Annotated in this window: 21 protein-coding genes; 5 read left to right on the top strand and 16 right to left on the bottom strand. The window is 62.7% G+C overall.

Going from position 1 to position 20,217, the window contains the following annotated elements:
- Positions 1-3: 3 nt before the first annotated feature.
- Complete coding sequence (phnH, locus tag K3724_RS02360; protein WP_259989717.1) at positions 4-588, bottom strand: phosphonate C-P lyase system protein PhnH; 585 nt, start codon at positions 586-588, stop codon at positions 4-6.
- On the bottom strand, positions 588-1,040 hold the full coding sequence (phnG, locus tag K3724_RS02355) for a phosphonate C-P lyase system protein PhnG (protein ID WP_259989714.1): 453 nt from the start codon (positions 1,038-1,040) through the stop codon (positions 588-590). Before phnG ends, phnH begins: the two co-directional genes overlap by 1 nt.
- 107 nt (positions 1,041-1,147) lie before the next feature.
- Between phnG and phnF the strand changes: the two genes are divergently transcribed.
- Positions 1,148-1,861: a phosphonate metabolism transcriptional regulator PhnF gene (gene phnF, locus K3724_RS02350; protein ID WP_259989712.1), complete on the top strand. Its 714-nt coding sequence runs from the start codon at positions 1,148-1,150 to the stop codon at positions 1,859-1,861.
- Between the two features lie 257 nt (positions 1,862-2,118).
- On the opposite strand, the gene K3724_RS02345 is transcribed toward phnF, so the two are convergent.
- The 3 genes from K3724_RS02345 to K3724_RS02335 are packed head-to-tail and all read right to left on the bottom strand — an operon-like array spanning position 2,119 to position 4,333.
- On the bottom strand, positions 2,119-2,922 hold the full coding sequence (locus K3724_RS02345) for a substrate-binding domain-containing protein (protein ID WP_259989709.1): 804 nt from the start codon (positions 2,920-2,922) through the stop codon (positions 2,119-2,121).
- Complete coding sequence (locus K3724_RS02340; protein ID WP_259989706.1) at positions 2,919-3,629, bottom strand: ATP-binding cassette domain-containing protein; 711 nt, start codon at positions 3,627-3,629, stop codon at positions 2,919-2,921. Before K3724_RS02340 ends, K3724_RS02345 begins: the two co-directional genes overlap by 4 nt.
- Entirely contained in the window at positions 3,629-4,333 is a 705-nt protein-coding gene (locus K3724_RS02335; protein WP_259989705.1) for an ABC transporter permease, read from the bottom strand. The genes K3724_RS02340 and K3724_RS02335 overlap by 1 nt, the downstream gene beginning before the upstream one ends.
- Positions 4,334-4,622: 289 nt before the next feature.
- Between K3724_RS02335 and nadA the strand changes: the two genes are divergently transcribed.
- From nadA to nadC, 3 genes are read left to right on the top strand one after another with little or no spacing between them, the layout of a single operon-like run.
- The gene (gene nadA, locus K3724_RS02330) at positions 4,623-5,675 is read left to right on the top strand and encodes a quinolinate synthase NadA (RefSeq protein WP_259989702.1); all 1,053 of its coding nucleotides are present in this window, start codon (positions 4,623-4,625) and stop codon (positions 5,673-5,675) included.
- 3 nt (positions 5,676-5,678) lie between these two features.
- Positions 5,679-7,232: an L-aspartate oxidase gene (locus K3724_RS02325; RefSeq protein ID WP_259989700.1), complete on the top strand. Its 1,554-nt coding sequence runs from the start codon at positions 5,679-5,681 to the stop codon at positions 7,230-7,232.
- A 10-nt stretch (positions 7,233-7,242) separates the two neighbouring features.
- Positions 7,243-8,097, top strand: a complete 855-nt coding sequence (nadC, locus tag K3724_RS02320) for a carboxylating nicotinate-nucleotide diphosphorylase (RefSeq protein ID WP_259989697.1) — start codon at positions 7,243-7,245, stop codon at positions 8,095-8,097.
- 46 nt (positions 8,098-8,143) lie between these two features.
- Here nadC and K3724_RS02315 read toward each other — a convergent pair whose 3' ends face one another.
- The 5 genes from K3724_RS02315 to K3724_RS02295 all read right to left on the bottom strand — a co-directional run bounded on the left by K3724_RS02315 (position 8,144) and on the right by K3724_RS02295 (position 13,955).
- Positions 8,144-9,616 carry a hypothetical protein gene (locus K3724_RS02315; RefSeq protein WP_259989695.1) on the bottom strand — a complete coding sequence of 491 codons (1,473 nt, stop codon included), beginning with the start codon at positions 9,614-9,616 and terminating at the stop codon, positions 8,144-8,146.
- Entirely contained in the window at positions 9,613-10,377 is a 765-nt protein-coding gene (locus tag K3724_RS02310) for a methyltransferase domain-containing protein (protein WP_259989693.1), read from the bottom strand. The genes K3724_RS02315 and K3724_RS02310 overlap by 4 nt, the downstream gene beginning before the upstream one ends.
- An 18-nt stretch (positions 10,378-10,395) precedes the next feature.
- Positions 10,396-10,788 (bottom strand): GtrA family protein, encoded by a 393-nt coding sequence (locus tag K3724_RS02305; protein WP_259989691.1) that lies wholly within the window; start codon positions 10,786-10,788, stop codon positions 10,396-10,398.
- A 1-nt stretch (position 10,789) separates the two neighbouring features.
- A complete protein-coding gene (locus K3724_RS02300) occupies positions 10,790-11,767 on the bottom strand; it encodes a glycosyltransferase family 2 protein (RefSeq protein ID WP_259989689.1) in 978 nt (325 codons plus the stop codon).
- 202 nt (positions 11,768-11,969) lie between these two features.
- On the bottom strand, positions 11,970-13,955 hold the full coding sequence (locus K3724_RS02295) for a CocE/NonD family hydrolase (RefSeq protein ID WP_259989687.1): 1,986 nt from the start codon (positions 13,953-13,955) through the stop codon (positions 11,970-11,972).
- Between the two features lie 141 nt (positions 13,956-14,096).
- Here K3724_RS02295 and K3724_RS02290 point away from each other — a divergent pair, with 141 nt between their 5' ends.
- Positions 14,097-14,885 (top strand): helix-turn-helix transcriptional regulator, encoded by a 789-nt coding sequence (locus tag K3724_RS02290; protein ID WP_259989684.1) that lies wholly within the window; start codon positions 14,097-14,099, stop codon positions 14,883-14,885.
- 33 nt (positions 14,886-14,918) lie between these two features.
- Here the strand turns inward: K3724_RS02290 and K3724_RS02285 are convergent, their stop codons facing one another.
- The 6 genes from K3724_RS02285 to K3724_RS02260 all read right to left on the bottom strand — a co-directional run bounded on the left by K3724_RS02285 (position 14,919) and on the right by K3724_RS02260 (position 20,071).
- Positions 14,919-16,022, bottom strand: coding sequence for a CaiB/BaiF CoA-transferase family protein (locus K3724_RS02285; protein ID WP_259989682.1), 1,104 nt, complete (start codon positions 16,020-16,022; stop codon positions 14,919-14,921).
- A gap of 163 nt (positions 16,023-16,185) precedes the next feature.
- Positions 16,186-17,739, bottom strand: a complete 1,554-nt coding sequence (locus K3724_RS02280; RefSeq protein WP_259989681.1) for a polyamine aminopropyltransferase — start codon at positions 17,737-17,739, stop codon at positions 16,186-16,188.
- Positions 17,736-17,960 carry a DUF350 domain-containing protein gene (locus K3724_RS02275; protein WP_259989679.1) on the bottom strand — a complete coding sequence of 75 codons (225 nt, stop codon included), beginning with the start codon at positions 17,958-17,960 and terminating at the stop codon, positions 17,736-17,738. Before K3724_RS02275 ends, K3724_RS02280 begins: the two co-directional genes overlap by 4 nt.
- A 12-nt stretch (positions 17,961-17,972) precedes the next feature.
- On the bottom strand, positions 17,973-18,131 hold the full coding sequence (locus tag K3724_RS02270; protein WP_259989677.1) for a hypothetical protein: 159 nt from the start codon (positions 18,129-18,131) through the stop codon (positions 17,973-17,975).
- Positions 18,132-18,134: 3 nt separating this feature from the next.
- The gene (locus K3724_RS02265) at positions 18,135-19,466 is read right to left on the bottom strand and encodes a DUF4178 domain-containing protein (RefSeq protein ID WP_259989675.1); all 1,332 of its coding nucleotides are present in this window, start codon (positions 19,464-19,466) and stop codon (positions 18,135-18,137) included.
- Complete coding sequence (locus tag K3724_RS02260) at positions 19,463-20,071, bottom strand: DUF4178 domain-containing protein (RefSeq protein ID WP_259989673.1); 609 nt, start codon at positions 20,069-20,071, stop codon at positions 19,463-19,465. The genes K3724_RS02265 and K3724_RS02260 overlap by 4 nt, the downstream gene beginning before the upstream one ends.
- Positions 20,072-20,217 lie beyond the last annotated feature (146 nt).

Raw genomic sequence — 20,217 nt, 5'->3', positions numbered from 1 at the left:
CGTTCAGGCCTCCGCGCTGATCTGGGTGGACCGGGGCAGCGCAGCCACCTGTGTCCCGAAGGTAAAAAAGAAGTCCACTCCCAGCGGGTAAAGCATCGCGTTGTTTTGAAAGGCCGCCAAAACGGGCAGCGCCATCTTTGCGGTATCCTTGATGCCCGGCCCGGACAGGACGGCATTGGGCGCGTCGAACGCCGGCACTTCCGCAATCAGGGTGGCAGAGCGATCCGGATACTCCGGCGTCCCAATGCGGAAGCGGTCAAGCGGCATCAGCGATGCCCAGCTGCCAAGGGCAAAATCCGCCTGCTCCGCCGCTACGATAGGCGCGCCAGTGTGAAATGCCAGCCAACCGCGCAAGGCTTCGCTGTCCACGTCCGGGGCCAGAAAGACACCGGTTTCCGGGTCGCACAGGGTCAGCAGCAGGCTGCCTGCGGCAACCGAGACCCCGTGCGGCGGGGCAGCGCCGGTGATCTCTTCGATCCGGCCGGGACGTGCCATCGCATTCATCGCTGCGCGAAACGCTTGGGCCGAGACCACCGGCGGATTGCTGAAACCGCCGGCATAGGCCGTGTTCTGAGACTGCTGAGGCATCAGTCCTCTCCCCGCACCATTGTGAAAAACTCAACCTTGGTCGCCGCAGCCTTGGCGGCCCGGGCCGTCTTGCGGGCCTTGTGTTCGGCGGCCAGCGGTTCCAGCACTGCGGAACGCAGGCCCGCGGCCGCGCCGGTCTGCATCAACGCATCAATCTTGGCGGCCATTCCGGCCTTTGCTTTGCTGCGGCCCTGCACATAGCCGTGACCAACCGTTCCGTCCTCCAATGACAGCGCACAGCGGGTGACGGTCATCTCACCCAGGTTAAAGGGGGCGCCGGACCCGCCCATGCGGCCCCGGACCATAACGCCGCCCGCCTCTGGCGCGCGCAGCCAGTTGCAAGCCGGATCAGCCCCGTATTCTTGCCACAGCTCAGCGAGCCGGCCCTCGTCAGCAGAGGCCAGCAAGCTCATCCAGCCCTTGCGGTCTTCTGCGGAAAAATTCGTGTTCATTTGTCTAAGCCTCTTGGCCAGGTTGTCTACATAAACTATACAACTAGACAAATGATACCTGAGTCGCCCCCGCAGGCGCAATCCAAGACTTGTGAAAGTTCCATGACATGGCCCGCACCCCCGTTTGGAAATCCATCGCCATTGCCCTGACGGATGACATCGCACAAGGCCGCTACGAAACCGGAGGCAAGCTGCCCGCCGAGGCGCAGCTGTCGGCCCGTTTCGGGGTGAACCGCCACACTGTGCGCCGGGCGCTGGCCGATATGGCGGAACAGGGCCTGGTGCACCCGCGCCGCGGCGCCGGGGTGTTCGTGGCGGCCAAACCAGCGGATTATCCAATTGGCAAGCGGGTGCGCTTTCACCAGAACCTGACGCGTGAGGGGCGCAGCCCCGCCAAACAGATCCTGACCCTGGAAACCCGCGGCGCGGCGCCCCGTGAAGCCAATGCGCTGCAGCTGGATCCCGGCGCCCAGGTGCATGTCTATGACGGGCTTTCTCTTGCTGACGGCCAGCCCATTGCCCTGTTTCAAAGCATCTTTCCCGCGGACCGGTTTCCGGGAATGCTGGGCGCGCTGGAAGACCTGCGCTCAGTCACCGCGGCATTGCAAAAACAGGGTGTTGAGGACTACACCCGCGCCGAAACCCGGATCACGGCCAAACTCGCCAACGCGACCCAGGCCCTGCATCTGAAGATAGCCGAAGGCAGCCCGATCCTGCGCACCACCGGCATCAATACTGATCCCGGGAACCGCCCCGTCGAGTTTGGCCGCACCTGGTTTGCCGGCGACCGGGTCACCCTGACTGTTGGCGGCGGGGCCTGAAGCAAGAGGCTCCCGCCTGTTCCGGCGCATTTTGAAAATGCACCTCTCAGTTGGGCCGCGCACCGCGCTGGCGCGCGGCGCGCAACCGCTTCAGCCGCGACTGCGGTTTGTTCAATTGCAACGCCCCCTGCCGCGCACAGCGCGGCTGCCACGCCCAACCTTTGCAGGGTATCTTTGATACCCGGAATGGGCGGGAGTACCACTGCAATGGAACAGCCCCCGCAGACAGCAGAGGCTCAGCGGGCAGATCAAAATCGCTACTGTTTGGCGTTGAACACAAACAGCGTCTCGCCATTGATCTGATAGTCATTGATCAGCTCTTGCGCTTTGTCCGAAACCAGCCAAGCCTCCAATTGCACCGCCAGGCTGTTCTTCACGTGACCATGTTTTTCCGGGTTCACCGGAATGTAGGCGTATTGGTTGAACAGCACCGGATCACCCGCAAACAGCAGCGCCAAGCCGCCTTTGTTGCCAAAGTTGAGCCAGCTTGCCCGGTCGGACATGATGTAACCGTCCATGCCCGATGCCGTATTCAGAGCAGCCCCCATCCCCGCACCAACCGCGCGGTACCAGTCGCCGAAACCTTCAGGATCAAGGCCGGCCGAGGCCCACAGGCTCAGCTCTTTCTTATGCGTGCCGCTGTCATCGCCGCGGCTGACAAAGGCGGTCTCTGCCCCGGCAATCTTCTGCAGCGCGTTTGCAGCATCCGCTGCGCCGGACACGCCGGCCGGATCCGCCTTTGGCCCAATGAAGACAAAATCATTATACATGATCTCGCGGCGGTGGGTGCCGTATCCGCCAGCCAGGAACGTCTCTTCGGCTTTCTTCGAATGCACCAGAATTGCATCCACGTCACCGGCTTCGCCCAGCCGGAGTGCCTGACCGGTGCCAACAACCAAAAGCTGCACGTCCAGACCAAGATCGTTCTTGATCTCCGGCAGCAGGACCTCGGCCAGACCGGAATTGTGGAAGGAAGTGGTCACCGCCATCTTCATCTCTTCCGCCAGCGCTGCCGTGGCCATTGCCATTGAGGCAACGGCAGCAATAATCAGATGTTTCATTCTACAATATCTCCGTTCAGAAATGCGCGTCCCTGAGAGGTTTCGGGTCCGGCAAAGAAATCTTTCGCCGGGCTGAATTCATGAATGCGGCCCTGCAGGACAAAGATCACCTCATCCGCCAGCCGCCGGGCCTGGCCCATGTTGTGGGTGGACATCACCAGCCGCGTGCCGCTTTCCGATGCATGGGCCAGAATATCCTCGATCTCGCGGGTGGCGCGGCCATCCAGCGCCGCGCAAGGCTCATCCAGGAACAAGACCTGCGGCTCGCGCACCAGGGCGCGCGCAAGAGCCAGCTTCTGCCGCTCACCGCCGGACAGCATAGTCGCTTGGCGCTCCAGGATTGCCCCCAGCCCCACCCGGCAGGCCCAATCCGCCGCCCGCGCACGCGCCTCTTTGCGGGCAATGCCGGTCAGCCGCAACGGATAGGCGATGTTCTCGATCACCGAGCGCCGCATCATCACTGGGGTCTGGAAAACAAAAGCCTGATGCTTTTGCGCCTCTTCCAGCGGGCAGGCCCAGTCCAGGCTGCCGCCGTTCATCCGCACAATGCCATGCAGCATCTTCAGCAGCGTTGTTTTGCCCGCCCCATTGGGGCCGATCACAATCGAAGTGCCCTGCCCGCCCAGTGTCAGATCCACCGGCCCGACCAAGATCTTGCTGCGGCGGCGCACCATGGCGCCCTTGGCCACCAGCGGGAACATCTGCATCACCAGCGCCCCTCGCTCTCCGTCCGGCCCAGCCAGTGGATTGCCAGGTTGACCGCAATCGCCAGCGCGATCAGCACAAAGCCCAGCCCCAGCGCCATAGCAAATTCGCCCTTGCCGGTCTCCAGCGCAATTGCCGTGGTCAGTACCCGCGTTGCGTGGTCGATATTGCCGCCCACCACCATGATCGCGCCGACCTCGCCTATGGCCCGGCCAAACCCAGCCAGCGCCGCAGTCAGCAGCGCCCGCCGCCCGTCCCACAACAGCGCCTGAATACGCTGCAGCTGGGTTGCGTTCATCGAGATCAGCAGATCGTGGTAATCGCTCCACAGTTCCCGCAATGACTGATGCGCAACCGAGGCCACCAAGGGAACAACGATGATCACCTGCGCAATGATCATCGCCGTGGGCGTGAACAGCAGGCCAAAGACACCAAACGGCCCGGCCCGCGACAGGAACACATAGACCACCAGCCCCACCACCACCGGCGGCAGCCCCATCAGCGCATTCAGCACCGCAATTGTGGCCCGTCGCAGCCGGAACCGCCGAACCGCCAGGAAAGCCGCCAAGGGCAGCGCAATGGCACAGGCAATCGCCAGCGCGGTCAGCGTCACCCGCAGCGAGCGCAGGGTGATCTCCACCAGATCCGCGTCCAGCGTCGCCAGCAGCCAAAAGGCCTGGCTCAGTCCTGCCCACAGATCATTCATCGCGTCCGGTCACTCTCCCAAAGGCCAACTGCCGGCCCGGTCTAACATGGCTTTGCGCGGCTCCAAATCACAGGAGAGGACGCCGGGACAGCCAAAAACGGCAAACCGGCTGGAAAATTCTGCCCCCGATACCCATCTGGGAAGTAACGGCTTCCCGAAGATGCCGCCTGTTAGCGCCAAATCACCGCTTTTGGCTGCAAAAGCCTTCTCGCGTGCTTGCGTGCGCCAAATGAACATGAAACAACCCCCGTCCAAAGTGTCCCCTTGGACGCAACTTTGAGGACTTGCCATGTTCGACCTGCAATCCATGCGGGATCAACTCGCCAGCCAGTACGATCTGGCGCCCAATCCTGCCCTTGCCGAAAAGATGACGGATATCTACGCGCGGATGAACCGTGTGGTGAACCCCATCGAATGGGTCGCCCATGCGCCCTATGTTGCAGCCATTCTTGAGCTGAAAAAGCAGCGCAACGCGGTGATCCTGGCGCATAACTACATGACGCCCGAGATTTATCACGGTGTCTCCGACGTCGTCGGCGACAGCCTGCAGCTGGCGATCGAGGCTGCGAACGTCGAGGCCGATGTGATCGTCCAGTGCGGCGTGCATTTTATGGCCGAAACTTCCAAGATCCTCAGCCCGGACAAAACCGTGCTGATTCCCGACATGGAGGCCGGCTGCTCGCTGGCGGAATCAATCACCGCCGAGGGCATCGAACAGATGCGCGCCAAATACCCCGGCGCGCCGGTCGTGTCCTACGTGAACACCACGGCTGAGGTGAAAGCCGCATCGGACATCTGCTGTACCTCGTCGAACGCAGCCCAGATCGTCGCGGCGCAAGACAGCCACACGGTGATCATGACACCGGACCAGTATCTGGCCCAGAACGTCGCCAAACAGGTGCCGCAGAAAAACGTGGTCTGGTGGGAAGGCTCCTGCATCGTGCACGAGCAATACACCGCCCAGGATCTTCGCGATTTCCGCGAATGGAACCCCGGCACGCGGCTGATCGCCCACCCGGAATGCCCGCCGGATGTGGTGGCCGAGGCCGATTTCTCAGGCTCCACCAGCGGTATTCTTAAATACGTGACGGACGAGAAGCCGGAAAAGGCGATGCTGATCACTGAATGTTCGATGGCCTCGAACATCGCCGATCAACTGCCCGAGGTGGATTTTGTCGGCCCCTGCAACATGTGCCCTTACATGAAGAAGATCACGCTGGAGAAGATCCTCTGGTCTCTGCACACCATGTCCGAGCCGGTCGTGGTCGATGAAGTTGTGGCCGAAAAGGCCCGTGTGGCGGTGCAGCGGATGATTGACCTCAGCCAGAAACTTGGCGTCTGATCTGTGATCGAAACCGGCCGCATTGTTATTGCCGGCGCAGGTCTTGGCGCGCTCTATGCCGCGCTTGAGCTGGCACCGCGGCCGGTTCTGGTGATCTCACCTGAAGCCTTGGGCAAGGGCGCAAGCTCTGCCTGGGCGCAGGGCGGCGTTGCAGCGGCCATGGCCAATCACGACACGCCCGAGGCCCACGCCGCCGACACTCTGCAGGCAGGTGCCGGAACTGTTGACGCAGAGGTTGCCGCGATGGTCACACGGGTCGCGCGCGCGCACATCGTCGACCTGACCGGCCTCGGCACGCCATTTGACCGCGATGCGGACGGCAATTATGTGATGAGCCGCGAAGCTGCCCATTCCGCCGCCCGCGTGGTGCGCGTCAAGGGCGACCAGGCCGGCGGCAAGATCATGCAGACATTGATTTCCGCCGTGCGCGCAGCTCCGTCCGTGCAGGTGCTGGAAAACACCCAAGCTGTGCGGTTGGAAACCGAAGGCGGTACCGTCACCGGCATCTGGATCACCCGCGCCGATACGCCTTCTGCCCCGGTGCTGATCAAATGCCCCGGCGTGCTGCTGGCCGGCGGCGGCTCCGGCGGGCTTTATGCCCATACCACCAACCCGCCCCGCATCCGCGGCCAGGTGATCGGTTTTGCCGCCCGCGCCGGCGCCCGCATTGCCGACCCGGAGTTTGTGCAATTCCACCCCACCGCATTCGACATCGGCGAAGACCCCGCCCCGCTGGCGACCGAGGCCCTGCGCGGCGAAGGCGCGGTGCTGATCAACGCGAATGGTGAACGCTTCATGCTAGCTGAGCACCCGGACGCCGAACTGGCTCCCCGCGACATCGTTGCACGGGCGATTTTTGCCGAAACCCAAGGCGGCCGCCGCCCGATGCTTGACACCACCGAAGCGCTCGGCGCCGAGGTGCTGACCCGTTACCCCACGGTCGCAGAAACCTGCGCCCGTGCCGGCATCGACCCGGTGCAAAACCCGATCCCGGTTGCCGTCGCCGCACATTACCACATGGGCGGGGTCGAGGCCGACATGCAGGGCCGCAGCAGCCTGAAAGACCTCTGGGTCTGCGGCGAGGCCTCCTCCACCGGCCTGCATGGCGCCAATCGTCTGGCCTCTAACGGGTTGCTGGAAGCGCTGGTCTATGCCCGCAACGCAGTTCAGGACATCGCGTCGCTGGATACCCCCGTAAATGTGGATGAGATCCACCCTAGCTTCCCGCCGGGCGGGCAGGACCTGGACGCCGCAGCAGTCAAACACCTGCGGGAAACCATGACAGCTCATGCCGGCGTGCGCCGGACCGCCCAAGGCCTGAAACAGGCGCTGGCAGCCATTGCCCGGCTCGAAGCCGGGCAGGCCGCGGACGAGAATTTCGCCAATATGTGCGCTACCGCCACGCTGATCACAGCCGCTGCGCTTCAGCGCGAGGAAAGCCGGGGCGGTCATTTCCGCGACGATTTCCCCACAGCCGATCCCGCGCAGGCACATCGCACCCGCATCACCCTGGACGAGGCCATGGCGATCCGTGACCGGATTGCCCCCCGGCCGTGAAGGAGCCGACATGAGCACCCAATTCGCCACCCTGCCCGACTTGATCCTGGAACCGATGGTGCGTGCAGCGCTGATGGAAGACCTGGGCCAGAACGGCGACATCACCACCCGCGCTGTGATCCCGGCCACCGCCGCCTATACCGCCCGGCTGAACGCCCGCGAGGACGGCGTGGTCTCCGGCATGCAGATCGCCCGCATCGCCTTTCACCTGGTGGATGCCGGGCTCAAGGTGGAAACACTCCTGCCCGACGGCAGCCCATGCCGCAAGGGCGACACGCTGATGACCATCGACGGCTCAGCCGCCTCTATCCTGTCGGGCGAGCGTGTGGCGCTGAACTTTGCCGGACGGCTGACCGGCATTGCCACGCTGACAGCGGCCTTTGCCGTCGAAACCAAAGGCACCGCCACCCGCATCACCTGCACCCGCAAGACCACGCCTGGGCTGCGCATCGCCGAGAAGCAGGCAGTGCTGCACGGCGGCGGCTACAACCACCGGTTCGGCCTGTCGGATGCCATCCTGATCAAGGACAACCACATCGCCGCAGCTGGCGGGGTGCGCGCCGTTCTGGACGCCGCCAAATCCAGCGTCAGCCACATGATGAAGGTGGAAATCGAGGTCGATACACTGGACCAGCTGACCGAAGTCATCGCCACCGGCGGTGCCGATGTTGTGCTTCTGGACAACATGGACACCCCGACTCTGGTCAAAGCCGTGGAGATCGCCAAGGGCAAGGTGGTGACCGAGGCCTCCGGCAACATGCGTCTCGACCGCATTGCCGAGGTGGCTGCCACCGGGGTTGATTACATTTCCTCCGGCGCGCTTACCCATTCGGCGCGCACCCTGGATCTGGGCCTCGATTTCTAAGGCAGCCCCGAACCGCCGGATCATACCGCCGGGCCAGTGCCCGGCGTTATTCGTCAGCCTGGCGGTTTTTCCGGGCCGCCTCCAGCTTGCCTTCCCGCAGCGCCTTGGGCGACAGCATCAGAACCGAACCGCCATCGATATGGCGCACTTCAAAGCCCCTGCCGTCCAGCAAGCCGCCGCGCAACTCCTCGGGCAGGCCGGCACAGGCTTCAGGCCGGCTTTCGCACATCACGATCTCCCGCCCCGTCAGGTAATTCAGCCGGAATTCGACCGACTGATCCTTTTGCAGGTCGGACTTGTTGGCCGCTTCCAGGGACAGATAGGTGCCTGTGACATAGACCGTCCCTTCGCCGCCGCCCAGATCTGCCGCCATGTGCCGGCTCAGGCGGTTCCATTCAGTAGAGAAATAGTGAGTCAGCCCGGCAAAGATCACATACAGGGCCGTGAAGCCAAACAGCAGGTTGCGGCTCAGCCGGGCCCGCCCGCTGTCACGCAGCTGAAGCGCGAACAAGCCGACAAAGATTGCGCCAAATGCCCACAGAAACCCGCCGGACCGCACCGGCATGTCGATGCCGCTGCGAATAACCTGCAGGCAGATCAGCGCCAGCCCCAGCCCGGCCCCGGACAGCATGTACAGCGCCCGCCATTTATCCCGGCTCCACACGGCCCACACGGCACAGCCAAGCACCGCAGTTTGCAGCAGCGCCAGCCCGGTGATGCTGTAACCGCCTTTCAGCACCAGGTTCACCAGGAAATCCGCGGCCAGTTTGGAATTTTTCAATGCCGAGGCCAGATCCGTCGCAGGGCTGGGATTGCGCCAGTCTGCCATCGGCACGCCGAACACCCCGTGTTCGGCATAGTTCAGCGCATAGATTGCCAGCATACCCAGGGCAAAGCTGGCAATGAACAGCACCAGCAAACCCGCCAGGTCCTTCGCCGAACGTGCGGCATCAGCGCGAGTCAGGCTCATCGCGAGGATCAAAAACGGGTAGGTCGTATAAGACATCAGCGCCGCCGGAACAAAGACCAGCATCAGCCAGCGGCACGCCCGCTCGCTCAGCCGGGTGGCAAGCCAGCCATAGAGCGCCAGAATCGCCAGCCCCGGGATCAATGTGTTAAACCACAGCGAGATCAGCACCGATGGCAGACACAACCCGGCAATCAACGCTACCATCACCCGCTGCCAGACCTCAGTTTGCCGGCCAAGAGCATTATGCACCAGACAGCCCAGATAGATCGCCCACAGCAGGTGGTAGGTCAGGAAGTTAACCCAGGCCGGCGTCACTACGCCGCGCAAATGCCACAGATAGTTGACCCAACGTCCTTCGGTCAGAGTTTTGGAATAGAACAATGATGGGTCCGCCAGCAGCGCCGGATAGTCGTCATGCCGGATCATTGGATCATGCAGTTGGAACAGCGCGGCCAACAGCATCAGGGCAAAAACCGCAGCAACTGTTACCAGCAATTGCGGCACTGCAGGTCGCCCCGTAGCAGTGCTGCCGGCGGTGGCAAATGTCATCCAGCAGCCTCCTGCAGGCGGCGTGCACGGCGGGCCAGCACCGCAGCGCGCCCCTGGGCAATTCTGGTTACCACTGACTGCGGCATCAACGAGACGATCCCCCTCCGCATCCGCCAGCCGAGGCTGCCAGCCAGCGGCACGTTCTGCCCGGCCGGGACTTCCGATGCCAGCACCGCCTGCGGCAGGTTTTTTCGCCCAGCGGCATTGGCGTATAGAACGGTGTTATAGCGGTACCAAGGCTCGACGCCCTCGATGTCCTTCAGTTGGGGCCGGACAAAGTCAAAGGCAGAGAAGCCGCGCGCGGCAAACATCTCCTGCCAGAATGACAGTGGCTTTTCGTTGATGTGAAATTCCCCCCCTTGCCCCGGCACCGCGGCTGAGAAAAGAACCCGGTCGGCGTGACAGGTCAGACTATCCACCAGCCGCTCCGAGGCCGCCTCAGGCAGATGTTCACCCACTTCCAGGCTTTGCGCCAGATCGAACTTGCGTTTCAGATCAAAGGGTTTGGTCAGGTCAGCAGCGTGGAACTGCTCACGCGGGATAGCCAGCCGGTCGCGATCTACATAATCGCCATCAACGCCGGCCACATCCATCACACCGGCCTTGATCCATTCGCTCAGCCAAACGCCGCGGCCGCTGCCCAGATCCAGCACACTGCCCGCGTGCAGATGCGGCTGCACCACCGAAATCATCGCCTGCGCCGAAGATCGCGCGCCCTGGTCAATGTAATCGTAAAACTCGTTGGAATAGATATGAGACATAGTTGCTCCAATCGATAGTCAGCCAGCCGCGGAATACACCCAGAGGCGGAAGATGATAAAATTCTGAACCGGCAGGATCACCGTGACGGCAGCGGCGGACAGCCAATCCGCCCAGCCCAACGCAGGACCGATCACGCCGGTGATCAGCGCCGAGACGGCAAATCCCGCAGCGATGGTGCAGGAAAAGCGCAGCATCTGTTCCGGCATGCCCAGCGGGCGGCGGAAGGTCCATGCCGTTTGCAGTACATATTGAACAGCGACAGCCGCGGCAAAGGCGAGCACATTGGCGGACGCCTGTGCCAGCCCCGATGCCAGCAGCGTGGTATAGCCCAGCACATAAAGCCCCGCGACCGTCGCGCCCACAATCGAGAACCGCAGAACCTGACCGGAATCGCCCCCCAAAACAGCCACCTTACGACGCTTCCTTGTGCCGGGGGGCCGTTTCGATGTTCACCGGGTCAGCCACCGCCGCACTGCCGGTCTCCTCTGACAAGAAGTACATCGGCCGCTGCTTGCTCTCCATATAGAGCCTGCCGATGTATTCCCCCATGATCCCCAGCGTCAGCAGCTGAATGCCCGAGAAGAAGGAAATCGCCAGCAGCATCGACGCCCAGCCCGGCGCGGTGTTGTGAAGGACCAGCGACAGAAACACATAGACCGCCATCAGGAAAGTCACATAGAGGCTCAGAAAGGCCAGCCGCGTCGCCATCTTCAGCGGCTTGGTGGAAAACCCGGTCAGCGCATCAGTTGCAAAGCGCAGCATGGCGCGGAACGGGTATTTGGTAACGCCCGCAACCCGCGCGTCGCGCACGTATTCCAGCCCGATCTGCTTGTAGCCTGCCCAGGCAAACATGCCGCGGATGAACCGCGCGCGCTCGGGCATTGCCAGCACCGCCGCCAGCGCGCGGCGGCTGACCAGACGGAAATCGCCGGTATCCTTGGGAATATCCACATCCGACAGCGTGTTCAGGAAACGGTAGAACCCATAGGCCGTGATCTTCTTGAACAGGGTCTCCCCCTGCCGTTCGGCCCGGCGCCCGTAGACCACGTCATAGCCGCGATCCATCATCATCATCATGTCCGGCAGGATTTCCGGCGGGTCCTGCAGGTCGGCGTCCAGCATAAAGACACGCGCGCCTCGCGCAGCCTCCAGCCCCGCGGTCAGCGCCACCTGATGGCCGCGGTTCGCCGAGAGGCGGATGCCGCGCACCACAGGGTACTTGGCATGGGCCGCCTCTATCGCTGCCCAGGTTTCGTCGCTGGATCCATCATCCGCCAGGATGATCTCGGCGTCCTGCGCCCATGGTTCAATGGCCTGCACCAGCCGCTCCACCAGCATGGGGACCGACTCTTCTTCATTGTAGCAGGGCACAACAACGGAAAGCTTCACTTTCTCGCCCCCAATACTGTTTGTTAACCGCTCGTTAACCAGGATACTGGCCGATCCGGCACGGCCAAGGCAACGGCAGCCCGCTGAGGGTTTAATTTGCAATCAAATGGTTAAAGGCCTGTGTGTTTTCGGTAACGCACTATGTCAAATCCAAGGCAAATGCGGACGAATTGCCGAAAATCCGCCCGCATCCCGCCCCGGATTACAGCACACCGCGCGGAATCACTTCCTGCCACTCCTTGGTCAGGACCATCTCCCTGTTTACGCCCTCATAGGCCGTCACCCGGCGCCAGAGGTGAAAATTCTCCCGGTCGCAGGTCACCTTGTTTTCAGTATCAATCGACACCTGCCAGCCGCCGCGCCCGAACTCGAAATTCCAGTCGCTCGCAAAGGCAGCCGTAGCCGGATCATCCGGATGCACCTCGTAGTGCATGGAGACATGGCTGCCTACGCACATGCCGTGGTAGGGATCCACCGCCTTGCCGTAATCGTCAAAGGTATCCAGCACCAGCGCGCCGTCCTCCCGGGTCCAGGTCTTGGAGCTGCCGCCAGCCCCCCGCAGCTGTTCCGCCTGCAACAGCGGATAATCACGCGGCGCGCCGGGGTTCTGCGGCTCGATCTCTTGCGAAACCCGCCGCTCGGGTAACACCAGCGTGCAAGCTTTGAGATCCAGCGTGACTTCTGCCGCTTCCGGCGCGGGCCAGACTATCGGCCAATAGGACGTCGACAGCGCCAGCCGCAGCACGTGCCCCGCCTTCAGGCGGTGGGCGCATTCATTCAGCTCGATCTCCGCCTCATACCGCTCGCCCGGCACCAGTTTCTGCGGCGCCTCAAACCCGTTGCGGCAAGTCAGGTTCAGCGGCCGGAAGGTGATCCGTTGCGAGATACCTTCAGGCGAGACATCGCACAGCCGCGCCACCAGCTGCGCCACCGGCTTGCCGACGCTGAACGCCACCTTGACCCGTGGGCGGCCCAGCAGCTCCAGCGGCTCTGCCAGCGGTGCGCTGTCAAAACAGGCCGACAACGCATCGTCATCTGCCTGATCGCCCGCCAGCTCATTGTCAAACCGCATCCCCGGACAGAAATAGCCCGACGCCTGCCCGACCGTCGCCGGGCTGCTGACGGCCAGCGTGCCGTTTGCAGCCTCTCCGGCCAGCACGCCCGCGCCCAGATGCATCACCCGGTCCAGCACATTGGGTGAGGGCCACTGCGCCTCTGCCACCCAGCGGCCCCGGCGCGGCTTGTTCTGCATCGTCGGGTTAAAATGCTCCTGCATGAAAACGCGGTAATCCGGCAGGTCTTCGGCCCCGGTCTCCTCGCCCTTCAGCCATTTGCCGAACCAGGCCAGCACCTCACCATGGAAATCCGCCGGATCCAGCTTGGCGATATGGGCATACCGGTGCTCCCAAGGGCCGATCATCGCCTTGGCCGGCACCGTCAGATTGGCGGCCAGCGCGGGCGGCGCATTCACATAGGCATCGGCCCAGCCAGTGATCGCCAGCACCGGTGCCTGGATCGCAGACCAGTCCTCGCAGACCGATCCATGCTTCCACTGGCCATCCCTGGTCTGCTGCCGCAGCCAGTCCGCGGCCATGAAAGGCATCTCTTCGATCCGCTTGATCCAATCCGCGCGCCAGTCCGGGCGCAGCTCAGGATCCGCAGGGCGCGACTGATAGGCAAACATCTGGCTGCCCCAGTTGGCGTTGTCGCTCAGCAAACAGCCGCCCATGTAGTGGATGTCATCGGCATACCGGTCCACGGTCGAGGCCACCGACACCACCGCTTTCAATGCCTCCGGCCGGCGGAATGCCAGCTGCAACCCGTTGAAACCGCCCCAGCTGATGCCGATCATGCCGATATTGCCATCGCACCAGTCCTGCGCCGCGATCCAGGCCAGAACCGCCTCGCCATCGCTCAGCTCCTGCTCGGAGTATTCATCGTCAAACACGCCCTCGCTGTCGCCGGTGCCGGCAATATCCACCCGGATACAGGCATAGCCTTCGGTGGCGAAAACCGGATGCGTGGTTTCATCGCGGGGCGCGGTGCCGTCGCGCTTGCGATAGGGCAAATACTCCAGAATTGCCGGAAACGGCCCCTCGCCTTCGGGCATCCACATCCGCGCCGCCAGCTTGCGCCCGTCCGGCAGGGTGATCCAGGTGTTTTCAATGATGCTGAATGCGCCGGGCATTTGGTCTTCCTTGTCTCAGTTCCGGGCGGTGCCCCTTGGCGGCACTCTTGCCAAACCGGCATCGAATGAAAAGTGATCAGTTGTACGCATATGTAAGCGAGTGTACGCAGTCAGGCAGTCATTCAGTGAAAGCCCGCACCGATGCCCGACGATTTTTCCCGCAATTTGCGAAGGCTGTGCGCCGATACCGGCAGCATCGCCCAAGTCTGCCGCGAGATCGGTATGAACCGGCAGCAGTTTAACCGGTATCTCAACGGGCACGGCCTGCCTTCGGCCCACAATCTGCACCGCATCGCGCGTTACTTCGGGTTGGAGGAAGAGGCGTTGTTTGCCCCGCATCAGGACTTTCGCCAGCAAAGGGGCGCAGCCGCCGCGGTCTCGGCCCCGGCCTTGCAATTCGGCAGCCTGTTCCGCGATCAGGCCCGGCGCCTGCGCCGTTTCATGGGCGTCTACCACGGTTACTTCCGCACCCCGACCTGGCCCGGCCAGATCGTGCGCACGCTGATCTGGCTGCGCCCGCAGGACGGCTGCGCCGTCACCCATACGTTTGAGCGCGCCATTGCCCGCGACGGCAGCATTCGCCAGCGCAGCCGCTATGCCGGCATGGCCACCCTCCGCAACAACCGGATCTGCATGTATGAAACGCCCCGCCGCGGCGGCGGCTACCTGTCAGAAACAGTGCTGATGCCCGCCCATCCGCAGCAGATCTCCTATTTGCAGGGGCTGACCCTGGGGATCTCCGCAGGCCCCGGCCAGGCGCCCTTCGCCACAAACACCGTCTGGGTGCGGATCGGCGAAAGAACCTCGGCCCGCGAGGCGCTTGCCGCAACAGGTGCTTACCCTGAGGCCAGCCCCCGCATTGACCCGAAGGTACGGCGTCTGCTGGGAGAACAACCGCCGCTGAGCCTGAGCGCAGGCTTTCAGGAATAACTGCATCCGTTCTGCTGCGCGCCGGGCTGCAGGTTACTCTGGCAGCGTCGGTGCCGATTTCTCCAGCGCAAGTTCCGCTTCCGAGAACTTCCACGGCCCCCGCACCCCTGGCACGCCTTCCGGCGCGATCTGCATCTGCCGGTGCTGGATCTGCGGATCCTCAAAGGCCTGCCCGATGGTGTTGATCGGCCCGGCCGGCACCGTTGCCGCCTCCAGCGCTGCCAGCAGATCCGTTTGCGTCCAGGCCGCCAGCACCTCCTCCAGAACCGCAGTCAGCACCTTGCGGTTGGCAACCCGCAGCTGGTTGGTCTGGAACCGCGCATCCGCTTTGGCCTCGGCCAGCCCCAGCACATCGCACAGCCGCAGGAACTGCCCGTCATTGCCCACCGCCAGGATCACATGGCCGTCCTTCACCGCCATTACCTGATAGGGCGCAATATTCGGATGGTCATTGCCCAGCCGCACCGGACTGTCGCCGGTCGCCAGATAGTTCATCGCCTGGTTCGCCAGCAAGGCCGTCGCGCAATCCATCAGCGACATATCCAGATGCTGGCCGCGGCCCGTTGTGTGGCGCTGCTCCACTGCCGCAAGAATGCCAATGGTGCCATAAAGCCCGGTGACAATATCGGTGATCGCCACCCCCACCTTCTGCGGCTGGCCGTCCTGCGCGCCGGTGATCGACATCAGCCCTGACATCCCCTGCAGCAGAAAGTCATACCCTGCCCGTTTGGCATAAGGCCCGTCCTGGCCAAAACCGGTGACGGAGCAGTAGATCAGCCGTGGGTTGATCTGCGCCAGGCTGTCGTAATCCAATCCGTATTTCTTCAACCCGCCAACCTTGAAGTTCTCGATCAGAATGTCGGCGTCGCGGATCAGATCAAGGACAGTCTGCTTACCCTCCTCAGTCCGGAAATCAGCAATTACACAGTCCTTGCCCCGGTTGGCGGCATAAAAATAGGCGGCGGTCTTGTCGCCGTCCCGCTCAATGAACGGCGGCCCCCACTTGCGGGTGTCGTCGCCGTCCGGGCTTTCCAACTTCACCACTTCGGCGCCCAGATCCGCCAGCGACTGGCCGATCCAGGGCCCGGCCAGGATACGGGCAAGTTCAACCACCTTAAGGCCGGCTAGCGGGGTCATGGGCATTCCTCCCTGTTGGTGCCTTGGTCTTTGCTGGATATGCTTAACGGCTGAAACAGGTCCGGGCAAGATTTGATCAAATCAACGCTTGCCCGGGTCCCGTGACAGACCGGCCGCCAAAAACAGATGTGTCCCGAGCTGTTTTCCGTGCCGGGATACGGCCTTACTCAAACCACTGATCCCAGCCGTCCTGATAATACCCGGCCAGCGCATGGGATTGCAGCGAGTTGATCTCCACTTCAACCGGCCCGGTGTCATCACCAAAGACCTGCGCCGCCTGCCAGACAGCGGCATTCAAGAACTTCAGCCCCGCAGGCAGTGTCAGTTCCCGCGGCCTTGGCGCCTGCGGCGTGGCCAGGACAAAGCCCCAATCGCCAAAGCTTGGCACATAGGCGTGATACGGCAGTACCTGCAGCCCCTCTCCCGGACGATATGGATTGCGCGCTGCTTCCAGTGTCATTGCCACCGACCAAAAAGCGCTGCGGGCATATAAGGGCGAGCCGGCCTGGGTCACCACCACCCCTTGCGCGCTCAGCCGTTCCATCAGGGCGCCATAAAACTGACGGGTGTAAAGCTTGGACAGCGCCAGGTTCTTGGGGTCCGGCAGATCCGCTATGATCACGTCAAACACCTGCCCGGAACCTTCCACAAACGTCCAGGCGTCCATATTGCGGATCGTCACACGTGAATCCTTCAGCGCCCCGCCATTCAGCCCCGACAACTGCGGATGACCGCGGAACAGCTCCGTCACCCGCGGGTCAAGATCCACCAGCGTGACACTTTCCACCTCGTCCCAGCGCAGCACCTCGCGCACCGCCATGCCATCGCCGCCGCCCAGGATCAGCACATTCTTGCGCCGCGGCGCCAGCGCCATTGCCGGGTGCACCAGGCTTTCGTGATAGCGATGCTCGTCCAAAGTATCGAATTGGATCGAGTAATCCAGAAACAGCCGCACCCGGTCCTTGTAGCGGGTCACGGTGATCTGCTGATACGGCGTTGCCTCGCTCAGGATGATGTCGTCTTCAAACAGATCGGCTTCGGCCACCGACACCAGCCGCTCAGATTGCCACAGGGCGGCCAGCGTGGCGGCAAAAACCACGGCCCAGACTGCGGCCTGCACCCGGCTGGCATCGGCGCGGAACACCCATAAAGACAGACCGGCAACACCCAGGTTCAAGGCCCCGAAACTCAGGCTGGCCGACATCAGCCCCAGCTGCGGAATGATCAGCAGCGGAAAGGCGACCGAGGCCGCCAGCGCGCCGGTATAATCCACGCTCAGCACGTTCTCGAACCGGAACTCCGGCGCGCCGATCTGCTTCAGCACCCGCGCTATCAGCGGAATCTCCATCCCTGACAACACACCAACCAGCACCAGCAGCCCGTACAGGGGCACCGAAACGCTCTCCATCCAGGCATAGGAAAAGAAAATCGCCGGCGCCATAAAACCGCCAGCCACCCCCAGCCCGATCTGCGCCCAGATAAAGCCGCTCATCGCCTGACCGACAAAGCGCGACAGCCAGGCGCCCAGCCCCATCGCCGACAGGAACACCCCGATCACCAGCGAGAACTGACGCACGGAATCTCCCAGCAGGTAACTGGACAGCGTCGCCGCGATCAGCTCGTATATCAGCCCCGATACCGCCACCAGAAAGGTCGCGGCCAGCAGCCAGAACTCGCGCAGCCGCGCGCCTCCGGCATCCGGGGCCGCATCACTCATGACAGGATGACAGCCGCAATGATGATCGAGATGGACAGAAACAGAAAGCCGATCAGCACCGCCAGCGCCATGTTCTGATCCTGTTCGATCTCCTTCATGATCGGAAAGGGCGTCATCCAGTCGATCACTTTCCAGACCAGCCCCATCAGCGCCACGCCGACAAAGGTATAAAACACGGTGCTGATCAGCTCAGCGGCTTGGATGGCAGAGAAATACTCCATGGGGTCTCCCGGTTATTTGACGTTGCCGTTTGAATAGCGCCCGCCGCTGGCGGCGCGGATGGATGTGTCCAGGTCGCGGCTTTCACCGCCGTAACCCTGGTACGAGACATAGGCCGCCCCGGCGATAGAGATGCCGGACATGACCAGAAAGATGACGCGGAACAGGTTCATGGCTTAATCCTCATCGCTCCAGTCGCTGCCGCGCCAGCGCGCCTTGCGGTGCCACCAGGCGCGCAGGAAACCCTGCCCGGCCAGCAGGCCGAATGCGATGGCCAGAAAGCCCATGTAAAGCCCGGATGACAATCCGGATGCCGCTGAAACCGTAAGTTTGCTGAGCGCCGGCCGGTTTTGTGCCGCAGTTTTCAGGCGTGCTTGCGTGGATTGCGGGTAGCTCAGCTCCGTCCAGTGGCCGCTTTCCTCAACCTCCAGGCTCAGCGTGTAGGTGCCGGCCGTCAGCGGCCGGAAGGTCAGCTGCGCCTTGTTGTCGCCTTCGCTCCAGTTCCCATCGGAATCCCGCCCATGGTAATACTCAACCGTGCGTCCAGCTAGGAACACGGGCTCATCCTCCGGGTCTGTCAGTTCAATCCCGACAAAAGCCCAGCTGTTGTTTGTATTTCCTGCGAGTCTGATGCGTGTCAGCTTGCCGGCTTCACTGACAATCACGGGAAGCTCTGCCGGCAGGTCAGCAGCCGTCAGAACCGTCCGCTTCAGCGCAATCTCGCCAGAGCGCCCTTGCAGGTTCATTCCGATGATCAAGCAAATCACGGCACAGGCGGCTGAGGCCCATTTTATGAAGCCGAAATTCGGCCCGGCCTTAAAGGGCTGCAACGGATGTATGCCGTGCGGCTTCAACCCGGTCTGGATGCCAAATCCTGTTTCCGCATCCCCGGCAGGCAAGTATTGCGACAGCCAAGCTTCACGCTCGTTTCCGGTTTGTGCGAAACTCAGCATTGCGTCATCAGCCAGGGCAGTGACCGTCGTGGTCTTTTCACCCTTTTTCGGGGACCAGGTGAACTCCCCTTCGGCAAAGGTGATCCGGCTGGTCGAGGTATCGTAGTAATGGAACGAGCGGGATCCTGTATGCACCTTTGGCCGGTGTTCCGAGCGCTCCACCCAATGCACCGACATCCACACCGGGCGGCGGTAGCGGCGGGTGAAAACCAAATGGCCGTCCTCAATCGTCAGCCAGGCATAGCCGTGGGTCGGGGAATAGAGCTGGTGATCCACCCAGATCCAGGTCCGCACGCCCCAGCGTTCCTCGTGCTGCAGGGTGCCGATCACGGTGTAGTCTGCACCGAACAGAGTACCGGTCATGCCGATTGCGAACGGGCTGATCGGGCGTTTGATATCGTTGAACTTGCGAATAGCGCGGTAATTGTCCAACGCGTCCAGTTCAGTGCCGCAATAGGGGCAGATATGCACTGTCACCCGGCCGCCGCCCAGGATATCCAGCCCTGCCCCGCAGGAGCTGCAGTTGACCGCCTTCAGTTCAGCGTTCCGGGTCATGCCAGCACCTCGACCTCAAACGGATCAAACCACTGGCCGCGGTACCATTCGCGGCTGCTGCCCTGAAACTCCGCTGACAGCAGCGTGCCGTCATCGCCCTGCAAGTTTACAAAGCGATAGCGCTCGCCCACCAGCAGCGGCTGATCGAAACTGCCGCGCACTGCCACGCATTCGGCATCGTCTTCTTCGGTAACTGCGAACTCCACGCTGTCATAGTCAATGCGCTGCCCCAGCCGTAGATAACCGTCATACCGCGGCCAGGCAGCGCGCTGCAGCACCCGCTGCATCACGATGTCACCCTCATCTACCGAGACCCAGCAGGGGGCGCCTTTGTCATCCAGCGCCCAAAACTCGTCCCAGTATCCGCGCCCATAGGAAAACCGCGCGTGGCCCAGGATCTGCAACTGGTGGCCGCCCAGCCGGATGGCACTGCCAAGGCCGAACAGCAGCGGGGCGTCATGCATGACACCTGCATCGCCTGCGAGCCGCGCCTGCGCATCCTCGATGAACAGGGTGGTGCCGCAGGCCTCGCAAGCGGTCAGCTTGACCGTGGCCGCCGCCGGGATCACCGGGCTGGCACAATTGGGGCAGTGAAACATGCTCATGGCGTCCCAATTCCCCAAGCCGGCGGTCAATTCAAGCGGGAAGTCCGGGACAGGCCAAGATTTGATCAGTACTGTTGACCCAATGTTTCGCGCGCGAAACATTCCGGCAGCAAGGCTGACCTGTTTTCAAGCGCGCTGACCGCCGT

Origin of the sequence: Leisingera sp. M658, from assembly GCF_025144145.1 — a bacterium.
GTDB lineage: Bacteria > Pseudomonadota > Alphaproteobacteria > Rhodobacterales > Rhodobacteraceae > Leisingera.
This window is presented reverse-complemented; position numbering and strand designations above follow the sequence as displayed.